The sequence below is a fragment of the Salinivibrio sp. AR647 genome (genome assembly GCF_001995415.1).
In the GTDB taxonomy this organism is placed as follows: Bacteria; Pseudomonadota; Gammaproteobacteria; order Enterobacterales; family Vibrionaceae; genus Salinivibrio; species Salinivibrio costicola.
On sequence record NZ_MUFE01000018.1, the window covers coordinates 1 to 16,177 of the forward strand.

Annotated in this window: 31 protein-coding genes and 1 rRNA gene; all 32 read left to right on the top strand. The window is 48.0% G+C overall.

Annotation, left to right across the window (positions count from 1 at the left end):
* Nucleotides 1-415: EF-Tu/IF-2/RF-3 family GTPase (locus BZG76_RS14885; RefSeq protein ID WP_338013088.1), on the top strand; the 415-nt coding region annotated here is incomplete at its 5' end.
* Between the two features lie 183 nt (nucleotides 416-598).
* Nucleotides 599-790: a bacterioferritin-associated ferredoxin gene (bfd, locus tag BZG76_RS14890; protein WP_021024461.1), complete on the top strand. Its 192-nt coding sequence runs from the start codon at nucleotides 599-601 to the stop codon at nucleotides 788-790.
* A gap of 74 nt (nucleotides 791-864) precedes the next feature.
* Nucleotides 865-1,353: a bacterioferritin gene (gene bfr / locus BZG76_RS14895; protein ID WP_021024462.1), complete on the top strand. Its 489-nt coding sequence runs from the start codon at nucleotides 865-867 to the stop codon at nucleotides 1,351-1,353.
* Nucleotides 1,354-1,708: 355 nt separating this feature from the next.
* Nucleotides 1,709-2,020: a 30S ribosomal protein S10 gene (gene rpsJ / locus BZG76_RS14900; RefSeq protein ID WP_002541412.1), complete on the top strand. Its 312-nt coding sequence runs from the start codon at nucleotides 1,709-1,711 to the stop codon at nucleotides 2,018-2,020.
* Between the two features lie 13 nt (nucleotides 2,021-2,033).
* Nucleotides 2,034-2,663, top strand: a complete 630-nt coding sequence (gene rplC / locus BZG76_RS14905) for a 50S ribosomal protein L3 (protein WP_021024463.1) — start codon at nucleotides 2,034-2,036, stop codon at nucleotides 2,661-2,663.
* A 16-nt stretch (nucleotides 2,664-2,679) separates the two neighbouring features.
* Nucleotides 2,680-3,282: a 50S ribosomal protein L4 gene (gene rplD / locus BZG76_RS14910; RefSeq protein WP_021024464.1), complete on the top strand. Its 603-nt coding sequence runs from the start codon at nucleotides 2,680-2,682 to the stop codon at nucleotides 3,280-3,282.
* Nucleotides 3,279-3,581 (top strand): 50S ribosomal protein L23, encoded by a 303-nt coding sequence (rplW, locus tag BZG76_RS14915; protein WP_021024465.1) that lies wholly within the window; start codon nucleotides 3,279-3,281, stop codon nucleotides 3,579-3,581. The genes rplD and rplW overlap by 4 nt, the downstream gene beginning before the upstream one ends.
* Nucleotides 3,582-3,600: 19 nt before the next feature.
* A complete protein-coding gene (rplB, locus tag BZG76_RS14920; protein ID WP_021024466.1) occupies nucleotides 3,601-4,425 on the top strand; it encodes a 50S ribosomal protein L2 in 825 nt (274 codons plus the stop codon).
* A 20-nt stretch (nucleotides 4,426-4,445) separates the two neighbouring features.
* Nucleotides 4,446-4,724 carry a 30S ribosomal protein S19 gene (gene rpsS, locus BZG76_RS14925; protein ID WP_021024467.1) on the top strand — a complete coding sequence of 93 codons (279 nt, stop codon included), beginning with the start codon at nucleotides 4,446-4,448 and terminating at the stop codon, nucleotides 4,722-4,724.
* A gap of 10 nt (nucleotides 4,725-4,734) precedes the next feature.
* Complete coding sequence (gene rplV / locus BZG76_RS14930) at nucleotides 4,735-5,067, top strand: 50S ribosomal protein L22 (protein WP_021024468.1); 333 nt, start codon at nucleotides 4,735-4,737, stop codon at nucleotides 5,065-5,067.
* A gap of 19 nt (nucleotides 5,068-5,086) precedes the next feature.
* On the top strand, nucleotides 5,087-5,776 hold the full coding sequence (gene rpsC / locus BZG76_RS14935; protein WP_021024469.1) for a 30S ribosomal protein S3: 690 nt from the start codon (nucleotides 5,087-5,089) through the stop codon (nucleotides 5,774-5,776).
* An 11-nt stretch (nucleotides 5,777-5,787) separates the two neighbouring features.
* Entirely contained in the window at nucleotides 5,788-6,198 is a 411-nt protein-coding gene (gene rplP, locus BZG76_RS14940; RefSeq protein WP_021024470.1) for a 50S ribosomal protein L16, read from the top strand.
* Nucleotides 6,198-6,389, top strand: coding sequence for a 50S ribosomal protein L29 (gene rpmC / locus BZG76_RS14945; protein WP_021024471.1), 192 nt, complete (start codon nucleotides 6,198-6,200; stop codon nucleotides 6,387-6,389). The genes rplP and rpmC overlap by 1 nt, the downstream gene beginning before the upstream one ends.
* On the top strand, nucleotides 6,389-6,643 hold the full coding sequence (gene rpsQ / locus BZG76_RS14950) for a 30S ribosomal protein S17 (RefSeq protein ID WP_021024472.1): 255 nt from the start codon (nucleotides 6,389-6,391) through the stop codon (nucleotides 6,641-6,643). Before rpmC ends, rpsQ begins: the two co-directional genes overlap by 1 nt.
* A gap of 160 nt (nucleotides 6,644-6,803) precedes the next feature.
* A complete protein-coding gene (gene rplN / locus BZG76_RS14955) occupies nucleotides 6,804-7,175 on the top strand; it encodes a 50S ribosomal protein L14 (RefSeq protein ID WP_021024473.1) in 372 nt (123 codons plus the stop codon).
* An 11-nt stretch (nucleotides 7,176-7,186) separates the two neighbouring features.
* Nucleotides 7,187-7,501: a 50S ribosomal protein L24 gene (rplX, locus tag BZG76_RS14960; RefSeq protein WP_021024474.1), complete on the top strand. Its 315-nt coding sequence runs from the start codon at nucleotides 7,187-7,189 to the stop codon at nucleotides 7,499-7,501.
* A gap of 15 nt (nucleotides 7,502-7,516) precedes the next feature.
* Entirely contained in the window at nucleotides 7,517-8,056 is a 540-nt protein-coding gene (gene rplE, locus BZG76_RS14965) for a 50S ribosomal protein L5 (RefSeq protein WP_021024475.1), read from the top strand.
* Between the two features lie 17 nt (nucleotides 8,057-8,073).
* Nucleotides 8,074-8,379 (top strand): 30S ribosomal protein S14, encoded by a 306-nt coding sequence (gene rpsN / locus BZG76_RS14970; protein WP_021024476.1) that lies wholly within the window; start codon nucleotides 8,074-8,076, stop codon nucleotides 8,377-8,379.
* Nucleotides 8,380-8,402: 23 nt separating this feature from the next.
* Nucleotides 8,403-8,795, top strand: coding sequence for a 30S ribosomal protein S8 (gene rpsH, locus BZG76_RS14975; RefSeq protein ID WP_021024477.1), 393 nt, complete (start codon nucleotides 8,403-8,405; stop codon nucleotides 8,793-8,795).
* 13 nt (nucleotides 8,796-8,808) lie between these two features.
* On the top strand, nucleotides 8,809-9,342 hold the full coding sequence (gene rplF, locus BZG76_RS14980) for a 50S ribosomal protein L6 (protein ID WP_021024478.1): 534 nt from the start codon (nucleotides 8,809-8,811) through the stop codon (nucleotides 9,340-9,342).
* A gap of 9 nt (nucleotides 9,343-9,351) precedes the next feature.
* On the top strand, nucleotides 9,352-9,705 hold the full coding sequence (gene rplR, locus BZG76_RS14985) for a 50S ribosomal protein L18 (protein ID WP_021024479.1): 354 nt from the start codon (nucleotides 9,352-9,354) through the stop codon (nucleotides 9,703-9,705).
* A 12-nt stretch (nucleotides 9,706-9,717) separates the two neighbouring features.
* On the top strand, nucleotides 9,718-10,215 hold the full coding sequence (gene rpsE / locus BZG76_RS14990; protein WP_021024480.1) for a 30S ribosomal protein S5: 498 nt from the start codon (nucleotides 9,718-9,720) through the stop codon (nucleotides 10,213-10,215).
* Between the two features lie 5 nt (nucleotides 10,216-10,220).
* A complete protein-coding gene (rpmD, locus tag BZG76_RS14995; protein WP_021024481.1) occupies nucleotides 10,221-10,400 on the top strand; it encodes a 50S ribosomal protein L30 in 180 nt (59 codons plus the stop codon).
* Between the two features lie 4 nt (nucleotides 10,401-10,404).
* The gene (rplO, locus tag BZG76_RS15000; protein WP_021024482.1) at nucleotides 10,405-10,839 is read left to right on the top strand and encodes a 50S ribosomal protein L15; all 435 of its coding nucleotides are present in this window, start codon (nucleotides 10,405-10,407) and stop codon (nucleotides 10,837-10,839) included.
* A 22-nt stretch (nucleotides 10,840-10,861) separates the two neighbouring features.
* On the top strand, nucleotides 10,862-12,187 hold the full coding sequence (secY, locus tag BZG76_RS15005) for a preprotein translocase subunit SecY (RefSeq protein WP_025674307.1): 1,326 nt from the start codon (nucleotides 10,862-10,864) through the stop codon (nucleotides 12,185-12,187).
* 27 nt (nucleotides 12,188-12,214) lie between these two features.
* Nucleotides 12,215-12,328: a 50S ribosomal protein L36 gene (rpmJ, locus tag BZG76_RS15010; protein WP_021024484.1), complete on the top strand. Its 114-nt coding sequence runs from the start codon at nucleotides 12,215-12,217 to the stop codon at nucleotides 12,326-12,328.
* A gap of 146 nt (nucleotides 12,329-12,474) precedes the next feature.
* Entirely contained in the window at nucleotides 12,475-12,831 is a 357-nt protein-coding gene (gene rpsM, locus BZG76_RS15015; protein ID WP_021024485.1) for a 30S ribosomal protein S13, read from the top strand.
* An 18-nt stretch (nucleotides 12,832-12,849) separates the two neighbouring features.
* The gene (gene rpsK, locus BZG76_RS15020) at nucleotides 12,850-13,239 is read left to right on the top strand and encodes a 30S ribosomal protein S11 (RefSeq protein WP_021024486.1); all 390 of its coding nucleotides are present in this window, start codon (nucleotides 12,850-12,852) and stop codon (nucleotides 13,237-13,239) included.
* Between the two features lie 40 nt (nucleotides 13,240-13,279).
* Complete coding sequence (gene rpsD / locus BZG76_RS15025; RefSeq protein ID WP_021024487.1) at nucleotides 13,280-13,900, top strand: 30S ribosomal protein S4; 621 nt, start codon at nucleotides 13,280-13,282, stop codon at nucleotides 13,898-13,900.
* 23 nt (nucleotides 13,901-13,923) lie between these two features.
* Nucleotides 13,924-14,913, top strand: a complete 990-nt coding sequence (locus tag BZG76_RS15030) for a DNA-directed RNA polymerase subunit alpha (RefSeq protein ID WP_077461926.1) — start codon at nucleotides 13,924-13,926, stop codon at nucleotides 14,911-14,913.
* Between the two features lie 35 nt (nucleotides 14,914-14,948).
* Nucleotides 14,949-15,335, top strand: coding sequence for a 50S ribosomal protein L17 (gene rplQ, locus BZG76_RS15035; RefSeq protein ID WP_021024489.1), 387 nt, complete (start codon nucleotides 14,949-14,951; stop codon nucleotides 15,333-15,335).
* A 663-nt stretch (nucleotides 15,336-15,998) separates the two neighbouring features.
* Nucleotides 15,999-16,177, top strand: a 16S ribosomal RNA gene (locus BZG76_RS15040); the annotation flags it as partial.

Consider the following 16,177-nt stretch of genomic DNA (forward strand, 5'->3'; position numbering starts at 1 on the left):
TGGTGTTGAAATGTTCCGTAAGCTTCTAGACGAAGGCCGTGCGGGTGAGAACGTTGGTGTTCTTCTGCGTGGTACTAAGCGTGACGAAGTTGAGCGTGGTCAAGTACTGGCGAAGCCTGGTTCAATCACTCCGCACACCAAGTTCGAATCAGAAGTATACGTACTAGGTAAAGACGAAGGCGGCCGTCATACGCCGTTCTTCAAAGGTTATCGTCCACAGTTCTACTTCCGTACAACTGACGTGACCGGTACTATCGAACTGCCAGAAGGCGTTGAGATGGTTATGCCTGGTGACAACATCAAGATGGTTGTTGAGCTGATCGCACCTATCGCGATGGACGAAGGTCTACGCTTCGCTATCCGTGAAGGTGGCCGTACTGTAGGTGCCGGTGTTGTTGCTAACATCATCGCTTAATTTGATAGACATCTAGTCTTATCAATAGAAGGGAGCGCATTGCGCTCCTTTTTTTTCCTCTTTAATCGCCCGATACAGATATAAATAAGTCTTTCATCAATAACCAAGCGTTATATAAAAAACCTTTACCTTAAACGCAATGTAAACTATTCTCGTTATAGTTCATTTTTTGAGATGACTGAGATGTTAGTTTGTATTTGTCACAGCGTATCAGATAAAACCATTAAGCATTGGGTGCGCCAGCAAGGCGTCACCAGTATTCGCGAACTTCGTCAACTGACGCCTCTTGGATCTCAATGTGGTAAATGTGTGCGCCACGCTAAAGAGGTTATATACAACGAGAGTCAGCTTATCACATTGCAAAAAGCGAGCTAATAAGCGGTCAATATTTGACAGCCTCCTTATGGGTTCTACATTTGTAAAGTAGAACCCATAAGGAGGCTATTGCCATGAAAGGCGATCCAAAATCTATAGCGTTTCTCAACACGGTACTTGGCAATGAACTTGTTGCTATTAATCAGTACTTTCTTCATGCGCGCATGCTTAAAGACTGGGGGTTAAAAGTCATCGCGGATAAAGAATATGAAGAGTCGATCGATGAGATGAAGCATGCCGACAAGCTGATTGAAAGAATATTATTTCTTGAGGGAACCCCGAACCTCCAAGATCTTGGCAAACTGAGAATTGGTGAAGATACGCAAGAAATCTTTGAATGTGATTTGGCGATTGAAATGCAAGCCCATGAGGATTTAAAAGAGGCCATTGCTTACACAGAGAGCATCAGAGATTTTGTCTCTCGTGATCTGTTTCAATACATTCTTGATGACGAAGAAGAGCATATCGATTGGTTAGAGACCCAGATTGGCTTAATTGATAAGGTCGGCATCGCCAACTATAATCAAGCTCAGATCATCGAAGATGCCAGCGAAAAAGGTTAGGTTAAAACAGTCATCCCGCCTTGACGATGAAAAACGTGCCAGAGAGGCGCGTTTTTTTATGGCGTGTTTTTGACCAACGCTTGCAAAGCCATTGCGTATCGGTATAATGCCCGTCACTGCTTAAGTCATTGCGACTTCCGACGCAGTTGTGAACCAATGAGCATCGAGGAATGGAACAGTAAACTGTTCGTTTAATGTATACTCCGCTTATGTTCGCAGTCATAGAATAATGGCTGACAATGTGCCTAATTTTGGCACTACGGTTTCACATAAATTAATCGGCATTCCCTCGCCTTAGTGAGAAGGAATGGCGATATTGTTTGTGTAAATATTTTAGAATTTGGAGCTCTGTCTCATGCAGAACCAACGTATCCGTATCCGCCTGAAGGCGTTCGATCATCGTTTGATCGATCAGTCTACAGCGGAAATCGTTGAAACCGCTAAGCGCACTGGCGCACAGGTTAAGGGACCTATTCCTTTGCCTACTCGTAAAGAGCGCTTCACCGTTCTTATTTCTCCGCACGTAAACAAAGACGCACGTGACCAGTACGAAATTCGTACTCACAAACGTCTGATCGACATCGTTGAGCCAACAGACAAAACTGTTGACGCTTTGATGCGTCTTGACCTTGCTGCGGGCGTTGATGTTCAAATCAGCCTGGGTTAAGGGGGAGTAGATAATGATTGGTCTAGTCGGTCGTAAAGTCGGTATGACTCGTATCTTCAACGAAGATGGCGTTTCTATCCCGGTTACCGTAGTTGAAGTTGAAGCAAACCGTGTTGCTCAGGTACGTAAACCTGAAGTTGACGGGTATGCAGCAATTCAAATCACTACAGGCGAGAAGAAAGCAAGCCGTGTAAACAAGGCACAAGCTGGTCACTTTGCGAAAGCAGGTGTTGAAGCAGGCCGCGGTTTGTGGGAATTCCGTTTGGAAAATGATGAACAGTACGAAGTTGGCGCTGAGCTAAACGTAGAACTGTTTAACGAAATCAAAAAAGTAGACGTTACTGGCACGTCGAAGGGTAAGGGCTTCCAAGGCGGCGTTAAGCGTTGGAACTTCCGTACTCAAGATATGAGCCACGGTAACTCTTTGTCTCACCGTGCTCCTGGTTCTATCGGTCAATGTCAGACTCCAGGTCGCGTATTCAAAGGCAAAAAAATGGCAGGTCATATGGGTGCTGAGCGTGTAACGACTCAAAACCTAGAGATCGTACGTGTTGACGCTGAGCGCAATCTGCTTCTTATTAAAGGTGCAGTCCCAGGTGCGACAGGTGGCAACGTGATCGTTAAACCAGCCGTTAAAGCGTAACGTCGAGGAGATAGTAATGGAATTGGTAGTCAAAGGCGCCGACGCGCTAACTGTTTCCGAAACTACCTTCGGGCGTGAATTCAACGAATCCCTGGTACACCAGGTAGTCGTTGCATACGCAGCTGGTGCCCGTCAAGGTACTCGCGCTCAGAAAACTCGTTCAGACGTATCTGGTGGCGGTGCTAAGCCATGGCGTCAGAAGGGTACTGGTCGCGCCCGTGCAGGTACAATCCGCAGCCCAATTTGGCGCAGCGGTGGTGTCACTTTCGCAGCTCGTCCTCAGGACCATAGCCAGAAAGTAAACAAAAAGATGTACCGCGGTGCTCTTAAGAGCATCCTATCAGAGCTAGTTCGTCAAGAGCGTTTAATCGTGGTTGATAACTTCTCTGTTGAAGCACCAAAAACTAAAGAGCTTGTCGCTAAGCTGAAAGAGCTTGAGCTAAGCGACGTTCTGATCGTCACTGCCGAAGTTGATGAGAACCTGTTCCTTGCGGCACGTAACCTGTATAAGGTTGACGTACGCGATGCAGATACCATCGACCCAGTTAGCTTGATCGCATTCGACAAAGTCGTGATGACTGCAGATGCAGTTAAACAAGTTGAGGAGATGCTGGCATGATCACTGAAGAGCGTATCCTAAAAGTTCTGCGTGCTCCGCACATCTCTGAAAAAGCGACGATGGCCGCTGAAAACAACAACACTGTTGTGTTTAAAGTAGCTAAAGAAGCAACGAAAAAAGAGATCAAAGCGGCAGTTGAAAAACTGTTCGAAGTTGAAGTGAAGTCTGTTCGTACCCTTCTCGTTAAGGGTAAGACCAAACGTCAAGGTATGCGTGAAGGCCGTCGTAGCGACTGGAAAAAAGCGTATGTTGCCTTGAAAGAAGGTCAGGACATCGACTTCGTTGGCGGCGCTGAGTAAGACGGAGGAGTAAAAGCAAATGGCTATTATGAAATGTAAGCCGACTTCACCGGGTCGTCGTCACCTTGTTAAAGTGGTTAACCATGATCTTTATAAAGGTAAACCATATGCACCACTGCTAGAGAAAAACTCTAAGTCAGGCGGTCGCAATAACAACGGTCGAATCACAGTGCGTCACATCGGTGGTGGTCACAAGCATCATTACCGTGTAATTGACTTCAAACGTACTAAAGACGGTATCCCAGCGAAAGTTGAGCGTCTTGAGTATGATCCAAACCGTAGTGCAAACATTGCGCTTGTACTGTATACGGATGGTGAACGTCGTTACATTATCGCACCGAAAGGCCTAAAAGCCGGTGATCAGATTCAATCTGGTGCAGATGCAGCAATCAAGGTAGGTAACAGCCTGCCAATGCGTAACATCCCAGTGGGTTCTACTATCCACAACATCGAGTTGAAACCTGGTAAAGGTGCTCAGCTTGCTCGTTCTGCGGGTGCTTATGCACAGATCGTTGCTCGTGACGGCGCGTACGTCACACTCCGCCTGCGCAGCGGTGAAATGCGCAAGGTTCTTGCTGAAGGTCGTGCGACCCTTGGTGAAGTGGGTAATTCAGAGCACATGCTACGCGAACTGGGTAAAGCCGGTGCCGCGCGCTGGAAAGGCGCACGTCCAAGCGTACGTGGTGTTGCAATGAACCCGGTTGATCACCCACACGGTGGTGGTGAAGGTCGTACCTCAGGTGGCCGTCATCCAGTAACACCTTGGGGTATGCCAACTAAAGGCTTCAAAACCCGTAAGAACAAACGTACCGACAAGTACATTGTACGTCGTCGTAACAAGTAATTATTATCAGAGGATAAGCCATGCCACGTTCTCTCAAGAAAGGTCCTTTTATTGACCTGCACTTGCTGAAGAAGGTAGAGAAAGCGGTGGAAAGCGGTGACAAGAAGCCYTTAAAGACTTGGTCCCGTCGTTCAATGATCATCCCACAGATGATCGGATTGACCATCGCTGTCCATAATGGTCGTCAGCACGTACCCGTTTTCGTTTCTGAAGAAATGATCGGTCACAAGCTCGGCGAGTTTGCACCAACACGTACTTATCGCGGCCACGCTGCTGATAAGAAAGCTAAGAAGCGTTAAGGGGTAAGAAATGGAAGCTATTGCTAAACATCGCTTTGCTCGTATCTCGCCTCAAAAAGCACGTTTGGTTGCGGATCAGGTGCGCGGTAAAGACGTAGCACAGGCACTGGAACTACTGACTTTCAGCGACAAAAAAGCTGCTGACTTGGTTAAGAAAGTGTTGGAATCTGCTATTGCAAACGCCGAGCATAACGAAGGTGCGGATATCGACGATTTAAGCGTCGCCAAAGTCTTCGTTGATGAAGGCCCAATCATGAAGCGTATTATGCCTCGTGCAAAAGGCCGTGCCGATCGCATCTTGAAGCGTTCTAGCCACATCACTGTTGTTGTAGCAGACCGCTAAGAGACGAGGAGATAAAGCAATGGGTCAAAAAGTACATCCTAATGGTATTCGTCTGGGCATTGTAAAGCCTTGGAATTCCACTTGGTTTGCTAATAACCAAGATTTCGCTGACAACCTAGACGGCGACTTTAAGGTACGTCAGTTCCTAACTAGTGAACTGAAAAAAGCGTCAGTATCTCGCATCGTTATCGAGCGTCCAGCTAAGAGTGTTCGTGTGACTATTCACACTGCGCGCCCTGGTGTGGTGATTGGTAAAAAAGGTGAAGATGTTGAGAAACTGCGCGCTCACGTTGCAAAACTGGCCGGTGTACCAGCGCAAATTAATATCGCTGAAGTACGTAAACCTGAGCTAGATGCGCAACTTGTTGGCGACAGCATCGCATCACAGCTAGAGCGTCGTGTTATGTTCCGTCGTGCCATGAAGCGCGCCGTACAAAACGCTATGCGCCTAGGTGCCAAAGGTATCAAAGTGGAAGTAAGCGGTCGTCTTGGCGGCGCTGAAATCGCTCGTACCGAGTGGTACCGTGAAGGACGTGTGCCATTGCACACGCTTCGTGCTGACATTGATTACGCAACTTCTTCTGCTCACACCCAGTACGGTGTTATCGGCATTAAAACCTGGATCTTCAAAGGCGAAGTCCTAGGTGGAATGGCTGAAGTAGAGCAAAAGGCTGACAAGCCGAAGAAGCAGCGTAAAGGCCGTAAGTAAGGAGTCTATCGATGCTTCAACCAAAACGTACTAAGTTCCGCAAGACTTTTAAAGGTCGTAACCGCGGTCTGGCGCACGGTACTGACGTAAGCTTCGGTACCTATGGCCTAAAAGCTGTTGGTCGCGGTCGTATCACTGCGCGTCAAATTGAGGCGGCTCGTCGTGCGATGACTCGTCACATTAAACGTCAAGGCCAAATCTGGATTCGTGTCTTCCCCGACAAACCAATTACTGGTAAGCCGTTGGAAGTTCGTATGGGTAAGGGTAAAGGTTCAGTTGATTACTGGGTTGCCCAAATCCAACCAGGCAAAGTCCTGTACGAAATGGATGGTGTTCCTGAATCACTGGCTCGCGAAGCGTTTGAATTAGCTTCACGTAAGCTACCGATCAAAACCACTTTCGTAACTAAGGCGGTGATGTGATGAAAGCACAAGAACTACGTGAAAAGACTGTTGAGCAGCTGAATGAAGAGCTTATGGGTCTGCTACGTGAGCAGTTTAACCTGCGCATGCAAGCGGCTACAGGCCAACTTCAGCAAACTCACACTCTGAAAGCTGTTCGTCGCGATATCGCACGTGTAAAAACCGTACTGACTGAGAAGGCTAACGCATAATGAGCGAGAACATCCGCACTCAGCAAGGTCGCGTCATCAGCGACAAAGGCGATAAAACTATCGTCGTTGCTATCGAGCGTTTTGTGAAACACCCAATCTACGGTAAGTACATCAAGCGCACGAGTAAGCTACATGTACACGATGAATCTAACCAGTGTAACCAAGGTGATACTGTTGAGGTTCGTGAGTGTCGTCCAATTTCTAAGCGTAAGTCTTGGACATTGGTTCGCGTTGTTGAAAAATCACGCATCTAAGCGATTTTTCAGACAATAATAAGTCAAACGGCTCTCATTCGGGGGGCCGTTTATTTTTTATCTACCCATCTGGTCAAAATAGTGTTATTATTCGCCGCCCTTGTAAAAAGGCAGCCCGACCCGAGATGGGTCTAGATGTAATAACAGCGGAGCACTAACAATGATCCAAATGCAAAGTATGCTGGACGCAGCCGACAACTCCGGCGCTCGCAGTGTAATGTGTATTAAGGTTCTGGGTGGCTCTCACCGTCGTTACGCCCACGTTGGCGACATCATCAAAGTTACCGTTAAGGATTCAATTCCTCGCGGTAAAGTGAAAAAAGGTGATGTGCTTAAGGCGGTGGTAGTTCGCACCCGTAAAGGCGTACGTCGTCCAGACGGCTCTGTCATTCGCTTCGACCGCAATGCTTGCGTGTTGTTGAACAACACGAACGAGCAACTAGTCGGCACACGTATCTTTGGCCCTGTGACACGTGAACTTCGTAACGAGAAGTTTATGAAAATTGTGTCTCTGGCGCCTGAAGTTCTGTAAGGAGCGATCTCATGGCAGCTAAAATCCGTCGTAACGACGAAGTTATCGTTCTTGCCGGTAAAGATAAAGGCAAGAAAGGTAAAGTATCTAAGGTTCTACCAACCGGTAAAGTTATCGTTGAAGGTATTAACCTCGTGAAGAAGCACCAGAAGCCGGTTCCGGCTCTGGGCACTCAAGGTGGCATTGTTGAACAAGAAGCCGCTATTGATGTTTCTAACGTGGCTATCTTTAACGCAGCAGCTGGTAAAGGTGACCGTGTAGGCTTCCGATTTGAAGACGGCAAAAAAGTGCGTTTTTTCAAGTCGAATGGCGAAACTATTAAGTAATTCTGGAGTAGTACAATGGCGAAACTGCATGATTACTACAAAGAGACAGTTGTAGCTGAGCTATCTAAGCAATTTGGTTACAAAAGCATCATGCAAGTCCCAGGGATCGAGAAGATCACCCTTAACATGGGTGTGGGCGAAGCTCTGAACGACAAAAAACTGCTTGAAAATGCAGCTGCTGATATGACCGCGATTTCTGGTCAAAAGCCGCTCATCACTAAAGCACGTAAGTCAGTCGCAGGCTTCAAGATCCGTGAGGGCTACCCAATTGGTTGTAAAGTAACCCTACGTGGCGAGCGTATGTGGGACTTCTTCGAGCGCTTAATCGCGATCGCAGTTCCTCGTATCCGTGATTTCCGTGGCCTGAACCCGAAAGCGTTCGATGGTCGTGGTAACTACAGCATGGGCGTTCGCGAGCAAATCATCTTCCCTGAGATTGACTATGACAAAGTCGATCGTATCCGTGGTCTTGATATTACTATCACTACTACTGCAGGTACAGATGAGGAAGGTCGAGCTCTGCTGGCTGCCTTTAACTTCCCATTCCGTAAGTAAGGTGAAGGGTTACTGTTATGGCTAAAAAATCGATGAAAGCACGTGATGTAAAACGTGCGAAGCTCGCAGCGCGCTACGCTGAAAAGCGTGCCAACCTGCGTGCGACCATTAAAAGTGTCAACACGTCAGACGAAGAGCGTTGGGACGCAGTCCTGAAGCTTCAGTCGCTACCGCGTGATTCTGCGAAGTCTCGTCAGCGTAACCGCTGCAACCAGACTGGTCGTCCACATGGCTACCTACGCAAATTCGGCCTAAGCCGAATCAAGGTTCGTGAAGCTTGCATGAAAGGCGAGATTCCGGGTCTGCGTAAGGCAAGCTGGTAATTGAATCACGGGAGTAAAGACTTATGAGCATGCAAGATCCGATTTCGGATATGCTGACCCGCTTACGCAACGGTCAGACAGCAAAGAAAGTTGCTGTTAAAATGCCTTCGTCAAAGCTAAAGGTGGCAATTGCTGAGCTACTAAAAGCAGAAGGTTACGTGGCTGATGTCGCAGTAAATAGCGACGACAAGCCTGAACTGGAAGTGACGTTGAAATACTTCGAATCTAAACCAGTTATCGAGCAAATCCAACGAGTTAGCCGTCCGGGCCTGCGCATCTACAAAAAGAAAGATGAGTTGCCTTCAGTGATGGGTGGCCTTGGTATTGCGGTTGTATCAACTTCGAAAGGTTTGATGACCGATCGCGCAGCTCGCAAAGCGGGTCTGGGCGGTGAAATCATCTGCTACGTAGCGTAATAAGGAGTAGGAAATGTCTCGTGTTGCAAAAGCACCTGTCGTAGTTCCTGCCGGCGTAGAGGTGAAACTTGACGGTCAGGACATCACTGTAAAAGGAAGCAAAGGCGAACTTAGCCGCACGCTTCACGATATGGTGGCAGTAAACCAAGAAGAAAACACCATTACCTTCGCACCAAGTGTGGAACACGCTAAAGCATGGGCTCATGCTGGTACAGCGCGCGCACTGGTCAACAGCATGGTTGTTGGTGTAACAGAAGGCTTTACCAAGAAACTGATCCTGAAAGGTGTTGGTTATCGTGCAAACATTGCCGGTAACAAACTTAACCTGACACTTGGTTTCTCTCACCCGGTAGAACACGTTCTGCCTGAGGGTGTAAAAGCAGAGTGCCCAAGCCAAACTGAAATTGTTATCAGCGGTGCTGATAAACAAGCAGTTGGCCAGGTTGCTGCTGAAATCCGCGCATACCGCAAGCCAGAGCCTTACAAAGGTAAAGGTGTTCGTTACGCTGACGAAGCTGTGCGTACTAAAGAAGCTAAGAAGAAGTAAGGTAACACTATGGATAAGAAAGCATCTCGTATCCGTCGTGCGACCAAAGCACGACGCAAGATCGCGGAAATGGGTGCGACTCGCCTGGTGGTACACCGTACTCCACGTCATGTGTACGCACAGGTTATCGCTGGTAATGGCGCGGAAGTTATCGCCGCCGCTTCTACCGTAGAAAAAGCGATCCGTGAACAAGTTAAGAGCACCGGGAACAAAGACGCCGCTGCAGCCGTGGGTAAGATCATTGCTGAGCGAGCGAAGGAAAAAGGCATCGAAGCTGTTGCTTTTGACCGTTCCGGTTTCCAATACCACGGCCGTGTGGCTGCACTGGCAGATGCTGCCCGTGAAGCTGGTCTGAAATTCTAAGGTAGGTGGAAGATGGCTAACGATAAACAACAAAGTGATTTGCATGAGAAGCTGATCGCTGTAAACCGTGTATCTAAGACGGTTAAAGGTGGTCGCATCTTTACCTTCACCGCACTAACAGTGGTAGGTGATGGTAACGGTCGCGTTGGTTTCGGTTACGGTAAAGCCCGTGAAGTACCAGCAGCGATCCAGAAATCAATGGAAAAGGCGCGTCGTAACATGATTACTATCGCGCTGAACGACGGTACCCTGCACCATGCTGTAAAAGGCCGCCACACTGGTTCTAAAGTGTATATGCAGCCAGCATCAGATGGTACAGGTATCATCGCAGGTGGTGCGATGCGTGCCGTGCTTGAAGTAGCAGGCGTCCAAAACGTTCTGGCGAAAGCATACGGTTCTACCAACCCAATCAACATCGTTCGTGCAACGATCGATGGCCTGGGTGGTACGAAGTCTCCAGAAATGGTAGCTGCTAAACGTGGCATGCCTGTTAACGAAATTCTGGGGTAATCGACATGGCTAAGACAATTAAAGTAACTCAGACTCGTAGCGTTATCGGCCGTTTGCCGAAACACAAAGCGACCCTGCGTGGCTTGGGCCTACGTCGCATCAACCACACTGTTGAACTTGAAGATACACCGTGTATTCGCGGTATGATCAACAAAGTCAACTACATGGTTAAAGTGGAGGAGTAATCACATGCGTTTGAATACTCTATCTCCGGCTGCAGGCTCAAAGCCTTCTGCGAAGCGTGTAGGCCGTGGTATTGGTTCAGGCCTGGGTAAAACCGGTGGCCGTGGTCACAAAGGTCAGAAATCACGTTCAGGTGGTTCAGTACGCCCAGGTTTCGAAGGCGGTCAAATGCCTTTGAAACAGCGTCTGCCAAAATTCGGTTTTACTTCGCGTAAAGGCCTGACTTCAGCTGAGGTTCGTTTAGGCGAGCTGGCTAAAGTTGATGGTGACGTCGTAAGCCTTGAGTCGCTAAAAGCGGCAAACGTTGTTGCACAAGACACTCGTACGGCGAAAATCGTACTGTCTGGCGAAATCGCTCGTGCAGTAACCGTTAAAGGTGTTCGTGTCACTAAAGGCGCTAAAGCGGCAATCGAAGCTGCAGGCGGTAAAATCGAGGAATAATTAGCTCGAGGACGAGGTACAGATGGCAAAACAACCAGGACAAAACTTCAGTAGTGCAAAAGGCGGAGTTGCGGAGCTGAAAAGTCGCCTACTTTTTGTAGCAATGGCATTATTGGTATTCCGTGCCGGCTCTTTTGTGCCCATTCCTGGTATTGACGCTGCTGTACTTGCCGATCTGTTCGAACAGCAACAAGGGACCATCATTGACTTGGTTAACATGTTCTCTGGTGGTGCCCTTGAGCGTGCCTCGATACTGGCACTGGGCATTATGCCGTATATTTCGGCGTCGATTATTGTTCAGTTATTGTCAGTCGTTCATCCCGCATTAGCGGAATTGAAAAAAGAGGGTGAGTCTGGTCGTCGTAAGATAAACCAGTACACTCGCTACGGCACGTTGGTGTTGGCAACGTTCCAAGCAATTGGAATCGCGACCGGGTTACCAAGTATGATGCCGGGTCTGGTGATTAATCCAGGTCCTGCGTTTTACTTTACTGCGGTAGTTAGTTTGGTGACCGGTACCATGTTTTTGATGTGGTTAGGTGAACAAATTACCGAGCGCGGCATTGGTAACGGTATTTCGTTGATTATTTTCACCGGGATCGTCGCGGGTCTGCCACCCGCAATTGGACAGACAATAGAGCAAGCGCGTCAAGGCGACATGTCTCCGCTTCTCTTGCTAGGTATCGCAGTTATCGTATTGGCTGTCGTCTACTTTGTGGTCTTCATGGAGCGTGGTCAACGTCGTATCGTTGTTAACTACGCTAAGCGGCAACAAGGTCGTCGTGTTTTTGCAGCGCAAAGCACGCATCTGCCTCTTAAGATCAACATGGCAGGCGTTATTCCTGCGATTTTTGCATCAAGTATCATTCTGTTCCCTGGCACGCTTGCTAACTGGTTTGGTAAGGGTGATCAGACAAGCTGGCTGACCGATGTGTCTTTGGCACTGAGTCCGGGACAACCAGCGTATGTGATACTTTATGCGGCAGCGATTATCTTCTTCTGCTTTTTCTATACGGCGTTGGTATTTAACCCGCGAGAAACTGCAGATAACTTGAAGAAGTCAGGGGCGTTCGTACCTGGTATTCGCCCGGGTGAGCAGACTGCTAGATACATTGATAAAGTAATGACACGTTTGACCCTAGCGGGCGCCATGTATATTACCTTTATCTGTCTGATCCCCGAGTTCATGATGATTGCGTGGGATGTCCACTTTTACTTTGGTGGTACATCACTACTTATCGTAGTAGTCGTAATCATGGACTTTATGGCTCAAGTTCAGACTCATTTGATGTCTCAACAATATGAGTCCGTGTTGAAAAAAGCCAACCTAAAAGGCTACGGCCGCTAATAGGTTGTCTATTTACGGAGTTTAGCAATGAAAGTTCGTGCTTCCGTTAAGAAAATCTGCCGTAACTGTAAAGTGATCAAACGTAACGGTACCGTTCGTGTGATCTGCAGTGAGCCAAAGCACAAGCAACGCCAAGGCTAATAGCAGAATATTTTTCTTGCAAAATGAGGTCAGGCTGGCTACATTAGCCAGCCCACCTTTTGTATGTGCAAAAGAAGTGGCTATGCCGCTGCGTATCCTCGACGGGCTCTGCAGCGGTTCTACTTGAAAAGTACTAGGAGTGAATAGTGGCCCGTATAGCAGGCATTAACATTCCTGATCAAAAGCACGCTGTAATCGCATTGACTGCGATTTACGGTGTCGGCAAAACCACCTCTCAAGCTATTCTAGCTGATGTCGGTATTGCTGAAAGCACTAAGATCAGTGAACTATCAGAAGAACAGATCGACCAATTGCGTGACGGTGTGGCTAAATACACCGTAGAAGGCGATCTACGTCGTGAAATTTCCATGAACATCAAGCGTCTTATGGACCTTGGTTGTTACCGCGGTTTGCGTCATCGTCGCAGCTTGCCACTTCGTGGCCAGCGTACGAAGACCAACGCTCGTACCCGTAAGGGTCCGCGCAAACCGATCAAGAAATAATCGGGGTAGGTGAGTACTATGGCTAAACAAGCAACTCGTGCACGCAAACGCGTACGCAAGCAAGTCGCTGATGGCGTTGCGCACATTCATGCGTCTTTCAATAACACAATCGTGACGATTTCTGACCGTCAAGGCAATGCTCTAGCATGGGCAACTGCCGGTGGTTCAGGCTTCCGTGGCTCTCGTAAGTCAACTCCATACGCTGCGCAGGTTGCTGCTGAGCGTTGTGGTGAAATGGCTAAAGAGTACGGCCTGAAAAACCTCGAAGTGATGGTTAAAGGTCCAGGTCCAGGCCGCGAGTCTACTATTCGTGCCCTGAACGCTGCGGGCTTCCGCATCACTAACATTGTCGATGCGACGCCAATCCCGCATAACGGTTGTCGTCCACCTAAGAAACGCCGCGTTTAATACGCACTAGCGCTGTTTCTTAGAATATTGGAGAAAGATCATGGCAAGATATTTGGGTCCTAAGCTGAAGCTTAGCCGTCGCGAAGGTACTGACTTGTTCCTTAAGTCAGGCGTACGCGCGATTGATACCAAGTGTAAAATCGATAACGTCCCAGGCGTTCACGGTCAGCGTCGCGGCCGTTTGTCTGACTATGGCGTTCAGCTTCGTGAGAAGCAAAAAGTTCGTCGTATGTACGGCGTAATGGAAAAGCAGTTCCGTAACTACTATAAAGACGCTGCCCGCATCAAGGGCAATACAGGTGAAAACCTGCTTCAGCTTCTTGAAGGTCGTCTAGATAACGTAGTTTACCGCATGGGCTTTGGTGCCACTCGCGCCGAATCACGTCAGCTGGTAAGCCACAAAGCGATCCTAGTTAACGGCAAAGTTGTTAACGTACCTTCTTTCAAGGTTTCGGCAAACGACGTGGTTAGCATTCGCGAGAAGGCGAAGAACCAGGCGCGCATTAAAGCAGCTCTAGAAGTTGCGGCACAGCGCGAACTGCCAACTTGGATCGAAGTAGACAGCAAGAAGATGGAAGGCACATTCAAACGCCTACCAGAGCGTTCTGATTTGTCTGCTGACATCAACGAACACCTGATCGTCGAGCTTTACTCTAAGTAAAGCTGAACTAAAGAGAGGACATAATGCAGGGTTCTGTAACAGAATTTCTTAAGCCGCGTCTGGTTGATATTGAACAAGTTAGCTCGACGCACGCAAAAGTAACTCTTGAACCTCTAGAGCGTGGCTTTGGCCATACTCTGGGGAATGCGCTACGTCGTATCCTACTTTCATCTATGCCAGGCTGTGCGGTGACGGAAGTTGAAATTGACGGCGTATTGCACGAGTACAGCACCAAAGAAGGGGTTCAGGAAGACATCCTGGAAATCCTACTTAACCTTAAAGGCCTAGCCGTTAAGGTTGAGGGTAAAGATGAAGTTATCCTTACTCTGACCAAGTCTGGTGCAGGCCCTGTTGTTGCAGGCGACATCACCCATGATGGTGGTGTTGAGATTGCGAACCCAGAACACGTTATCTGCCACCTGACTGATGCAAACGCGGAAATTAGCATGCGTATCAAGGTAGAACGTGGTCGTGGCTATGTACCAGCGTCTGCGCGTATCGATAGCGAAGACGACGAGCGTCCCATTGGTCGCCTACTTGTCGATGCAACGTTTAGCCCAGTAGATCGTATTGCTTACAATGTTGAAGCAGCACGTGTTGAACAGCGTACCGACCTTGATAAGTTAGTCATCGATATGGAAACTAACGGTACACTGGATCCTGAGGAAGCGATTCGCCGTGCGGCAACCATCCTAGCTGAACAGTTGGATGCGTTTGTTGATTTACGCGACGTACGTGTCCCTGAGGAGAAAGAAGAGAAGCCAGAGTTCGATCCGATCCTACTGCGTCCTGTAGACGATCTTGAACTAACTGTTCGCTCTGCAAACTGTTTGAAAGCAGAAGCGATTCACTATATCGGTGATCTGGTACAGCGTACTGAGGTTGAGCTTCTTAAAACACCAAACCTTGGTAAGAAGTCTTTGACAGAGATTAAAGACGTGCTGGCATCACGTGGTCTATCTCTAGGCATGCGCCTAGAAAACTGGCCGCCAGCATCAATCGCTGAAGATTAATCAGTTACTGATTATTTAGTTAGAAGGATTAGGTCATGCGCCATCGTAAGAGTGGTCGTCAACTCAATCGCAACAGCAGCCATCGTAAAGCGATGTTCAGCAACATGGCTAGCTCGCTGGTAACTCACGAAGTTATCAAAACAACTTTGCCTAAGGCAAAAGAGCTGCGTCGCGTTATTGAACCGTTGATTACCTTAGCTAAGAACGACAGTGTTGCTAACCGTCGTGTAGCGTTCGCTCGCACTCGTAACGACGAAGTAGTAGCGAAACTGTTTAATGAACTCGGCCCACGTTTTGCTTCACGTGCAGGCGGTTACACTCGCATTTTGAAATGCGGTGTTCGCTCAGGTGATAAAGCCCCTATGGCTTACATCGAGCTCGTAGATCGCCCAGAGCAAGACGCTGAGGAAGCTGCAGAATAAGTTATTTATTTTTGTAGTGCATTTAGAAAAGCCAGGCTTATGCCTGGCTTTTTCTTTATCTAAAATTATCTTTTTTACGTAAGCCGCGATATTGCATCAATGAGTAAAAATATTATTGGTGACGCTTTTCGTCACTCTAATCGTTCTAATAGATCTCGTCGGTGTTAAGAATAGCCGGACAGTTTTGAACAAAATACGCCCAATGTGGGGGCAAAGTCAGCAACAAGGTTTAATTTTGAACAAACAAAAAAGAAAATGAAATTTATTATTGACGGTTGTCACGTTTTCTCTAGAATGCAGCCTACTTAACGCGAAGACAACGCGTTAGGGGAATCAAAAAGAGGTTTTGTTTCGGCCCTAAGGGTTGAAAATAAAAGATAAAATCTCTTCTTGACTTTAACGGCAAGGCGCGTAAGATACGCAGCCCTGACCAAGCGAAGCGCAGCTTCGCACAGTCAACGCTCTTTAACAATTTGACCTATGCAATCTGTGTGGGCACTCGTTGAGAATAGACAAAAAGATTTATTCGATGAACTGAGTGACCAATACGAAACAACGTTTACGTTGTTCGGCACAGTCAATTCGTTTGTCTCGCAAGAGACGAACAAAACAGTATTTATCGAGCCGTTTGTCTTTTCTTTGGRAAAGCAAACACCAAAACTTTAATTGAAGAGTTTGATCATGGCTCAGATTGAACGCTGGCGGCAGGCCTAACACATGCAAGTCGAGCGGAAACGGCAGTATTGAAGCTTCGGTGGATTTACTGGACGTCGAGCGGCGGACGGGTGAGTAACGGCTGGGAACCTGCCCTGACGAGGGGGATAACCGTTGGAAACGACGGC

Excerpts from the sequence above, each read along its gene's own strand:
- bfd (WP_021024461.1), top strand. The coding sequence starts at position 599 with ATGTTAGTTTGTATTTGTCACAGCGTATCAGATAAAACCATTAAGCAT.
- bfr (WP_021024462.1), top strand. The coding sequence starts at position 865 with ATGAAAGGCGATCCAAAATCTATAGCGTTTCTCAACACGGTACTTGGC.
- rpsJ (WP_002541412.1), top strand. The coding sequence starts at position 1,709 with ATGCAGAACCAACGTATCCGTATCCGCCTGAAGGCGTTCGATCATCGT.
- rplC (WP_021024463.1), top strand. The coding sequence starts at position 2,034 with ATGATTGGTCTAGTCGGTCGTAAAGTCGGTATGACTCGTATCTTCAAC.
- rplD (WP_021024464.1), top strand. The coding sequence starts at position 2,680 with ATGGAATTGGTAGTCAAAGGCGCCGACGCGCTAACTGTTTCCGAAACT.
- rplW (WP_021024465.1), top strand. The coding sequence starts at position 3,279 with ATGATCACTGAAGAGCGTATCCTAAAAGTTCTGCGTGCTCCGCACATC.
- rplB (WP_021024466.1), top strand. The coding sequence starts at position 3,601 with ATGGCTATTATGAAATGTAAGCCGACTTCACCGGGTCGTCGTCACCTT.
- rplV (WP_021024468.1), top strand. The coding sequence starts at position 4,735 with ATGGAAGCTATTGCTAAACATCGCTTTGCTCGTATCTCGCCTCAAAAA.
- rpsC (WP_021024469.1), top strand. The coding sequence starts at position 5,087 with ATGGGTCAAAAAGTACATCCTAATGGTATTCGTCTGGGCATTGTAAAG.
- rplP (WP_021024470.1), top strand. The coding sequence starts at position 5,788 with ATGCTTCAACCAAAACGTACTAAGTTCCGCAAGACTTTTAAAGGTCGT.
- rpmC (WP_021024471.1), top strand. The coding sequence starts at position 6,198 with ATGAAAGCACAAGAACTACGTGAAAAGACTGTTGAGCAGCTGAATGAA.
- rpsQ (WP_021024472.1), top strand. The coding sequence starts at position 6,389 with ATGAGCGAGAACATCCGCACTCAGCAAGGTCGCGTCATCAGCGACAAA.
- rplN (WP_021024473.1), top strand. The coding sequence starts at position 6,804 with ATGATCCAAATGCAAAGTATGCTGGACGCAGCCGACAACTCCGGCGCT.
- rplX (WP_021024474.1), top strand. The coding sequence starts at position 7,187 with ATGGCAGCTAAAATCCGTCGTAACGACGAAGTTATCGTTCTTGCCGGT.
- rplE (WP_021024475.1), top strand. The coding sequence starts at position 7,517 with ATGGCGAAACTGCATGATTACTACAAAGAGACAGTTGTAGCTGAGCTA.
- rpsN (WP_021024476.1), top strand. The coding sequence starts at position 8,074 with ATGGCTAAAAAATCGATGAAAGCACGTGATGTAAAACGTGCGAAGCTC.
- rpsH (WP_021024477.1), top strand. The coding sequence starts at position 8,403 with ATGAGCATGCAAGATCCGATTTCGGATATGCTGACCCGCTTACGCAAC.
- rplF (WP_021024478.1), top strand. The coding sequence starts at position 8,809 with ATGTCTCGTGTTGCAAAAGCACCTGTCGTAGTTCCTGCCGGCGTAGAG.
- rplR (WP_021024479.1), top strand. The coding sequence starts at position 9,352 with ATGGATAAGAAAGCATCTCGTATCCGTCGTGCGACCAAAGCACGACGC.
- rpsE (WP_021024480.1), top strand. The coding sequence starts at position 9,718 with ATGGCTAACGATAAACAACAAAGTGATTTGCATGAGAAGCTGATCGCT.
- rpmD (WP_021024481.1), top strand. The coding sequence starts at position 10,221 with ATGGCTAAGACAATTAAAGTAACTCAGACTCGTAGCGTTATCGGCCGT.
- rplO (WP_021024482.1), top strand. The coding sequence starts at position 10,405 with ATGCGTTTGAATACTCTATCTCCGGCTGCAGGCTCAAAGCCTTCTGCG.
- secY (WP_025674307.1), top strand. The coding sequence starts at position 10,862 with ATGGCAAAACAACCAGGACAAAACTTCAGTAGTGCAAAAGGCGGAGTT.
- rpmJ (WP_021024484.1), top strand. The coding sequence starts at position 12,215 with ATGAAAGTTCGTGCTTCCGTTAAGAAAATCTGCCGTAACTGTAAAGTG.
- rpsK (WP_021024486.1), top strand. The coding sequence starts at position 12,850 with ATGGCTAAACAAGCAACTCGTGCACGCAAACGCGTACGCAAGCAAGTC.
- rpsD (WP_021024487.1), top strand. The coding sequence starts at position 13,280 with ATGGCAAGATATTTGGGTCCTAAGCTGAAGCTTAGCCGTCGCGAAGGT.
- BZG76_RS15030 (WP_077461926.1), top strand. The coding sequence starts at position 13,924 with ATGCAGGGTTCTGTAACAGAATTTCTTAAGCCGCGTCTGGTTGATATT.
- rplQ (WP_021024489.1), top strand. The coding sequence starts at position 14,949 with ATGCGCCATCGTAAGAGTGGTCGTCAACTCAATCGCAACAGCAGCCAT.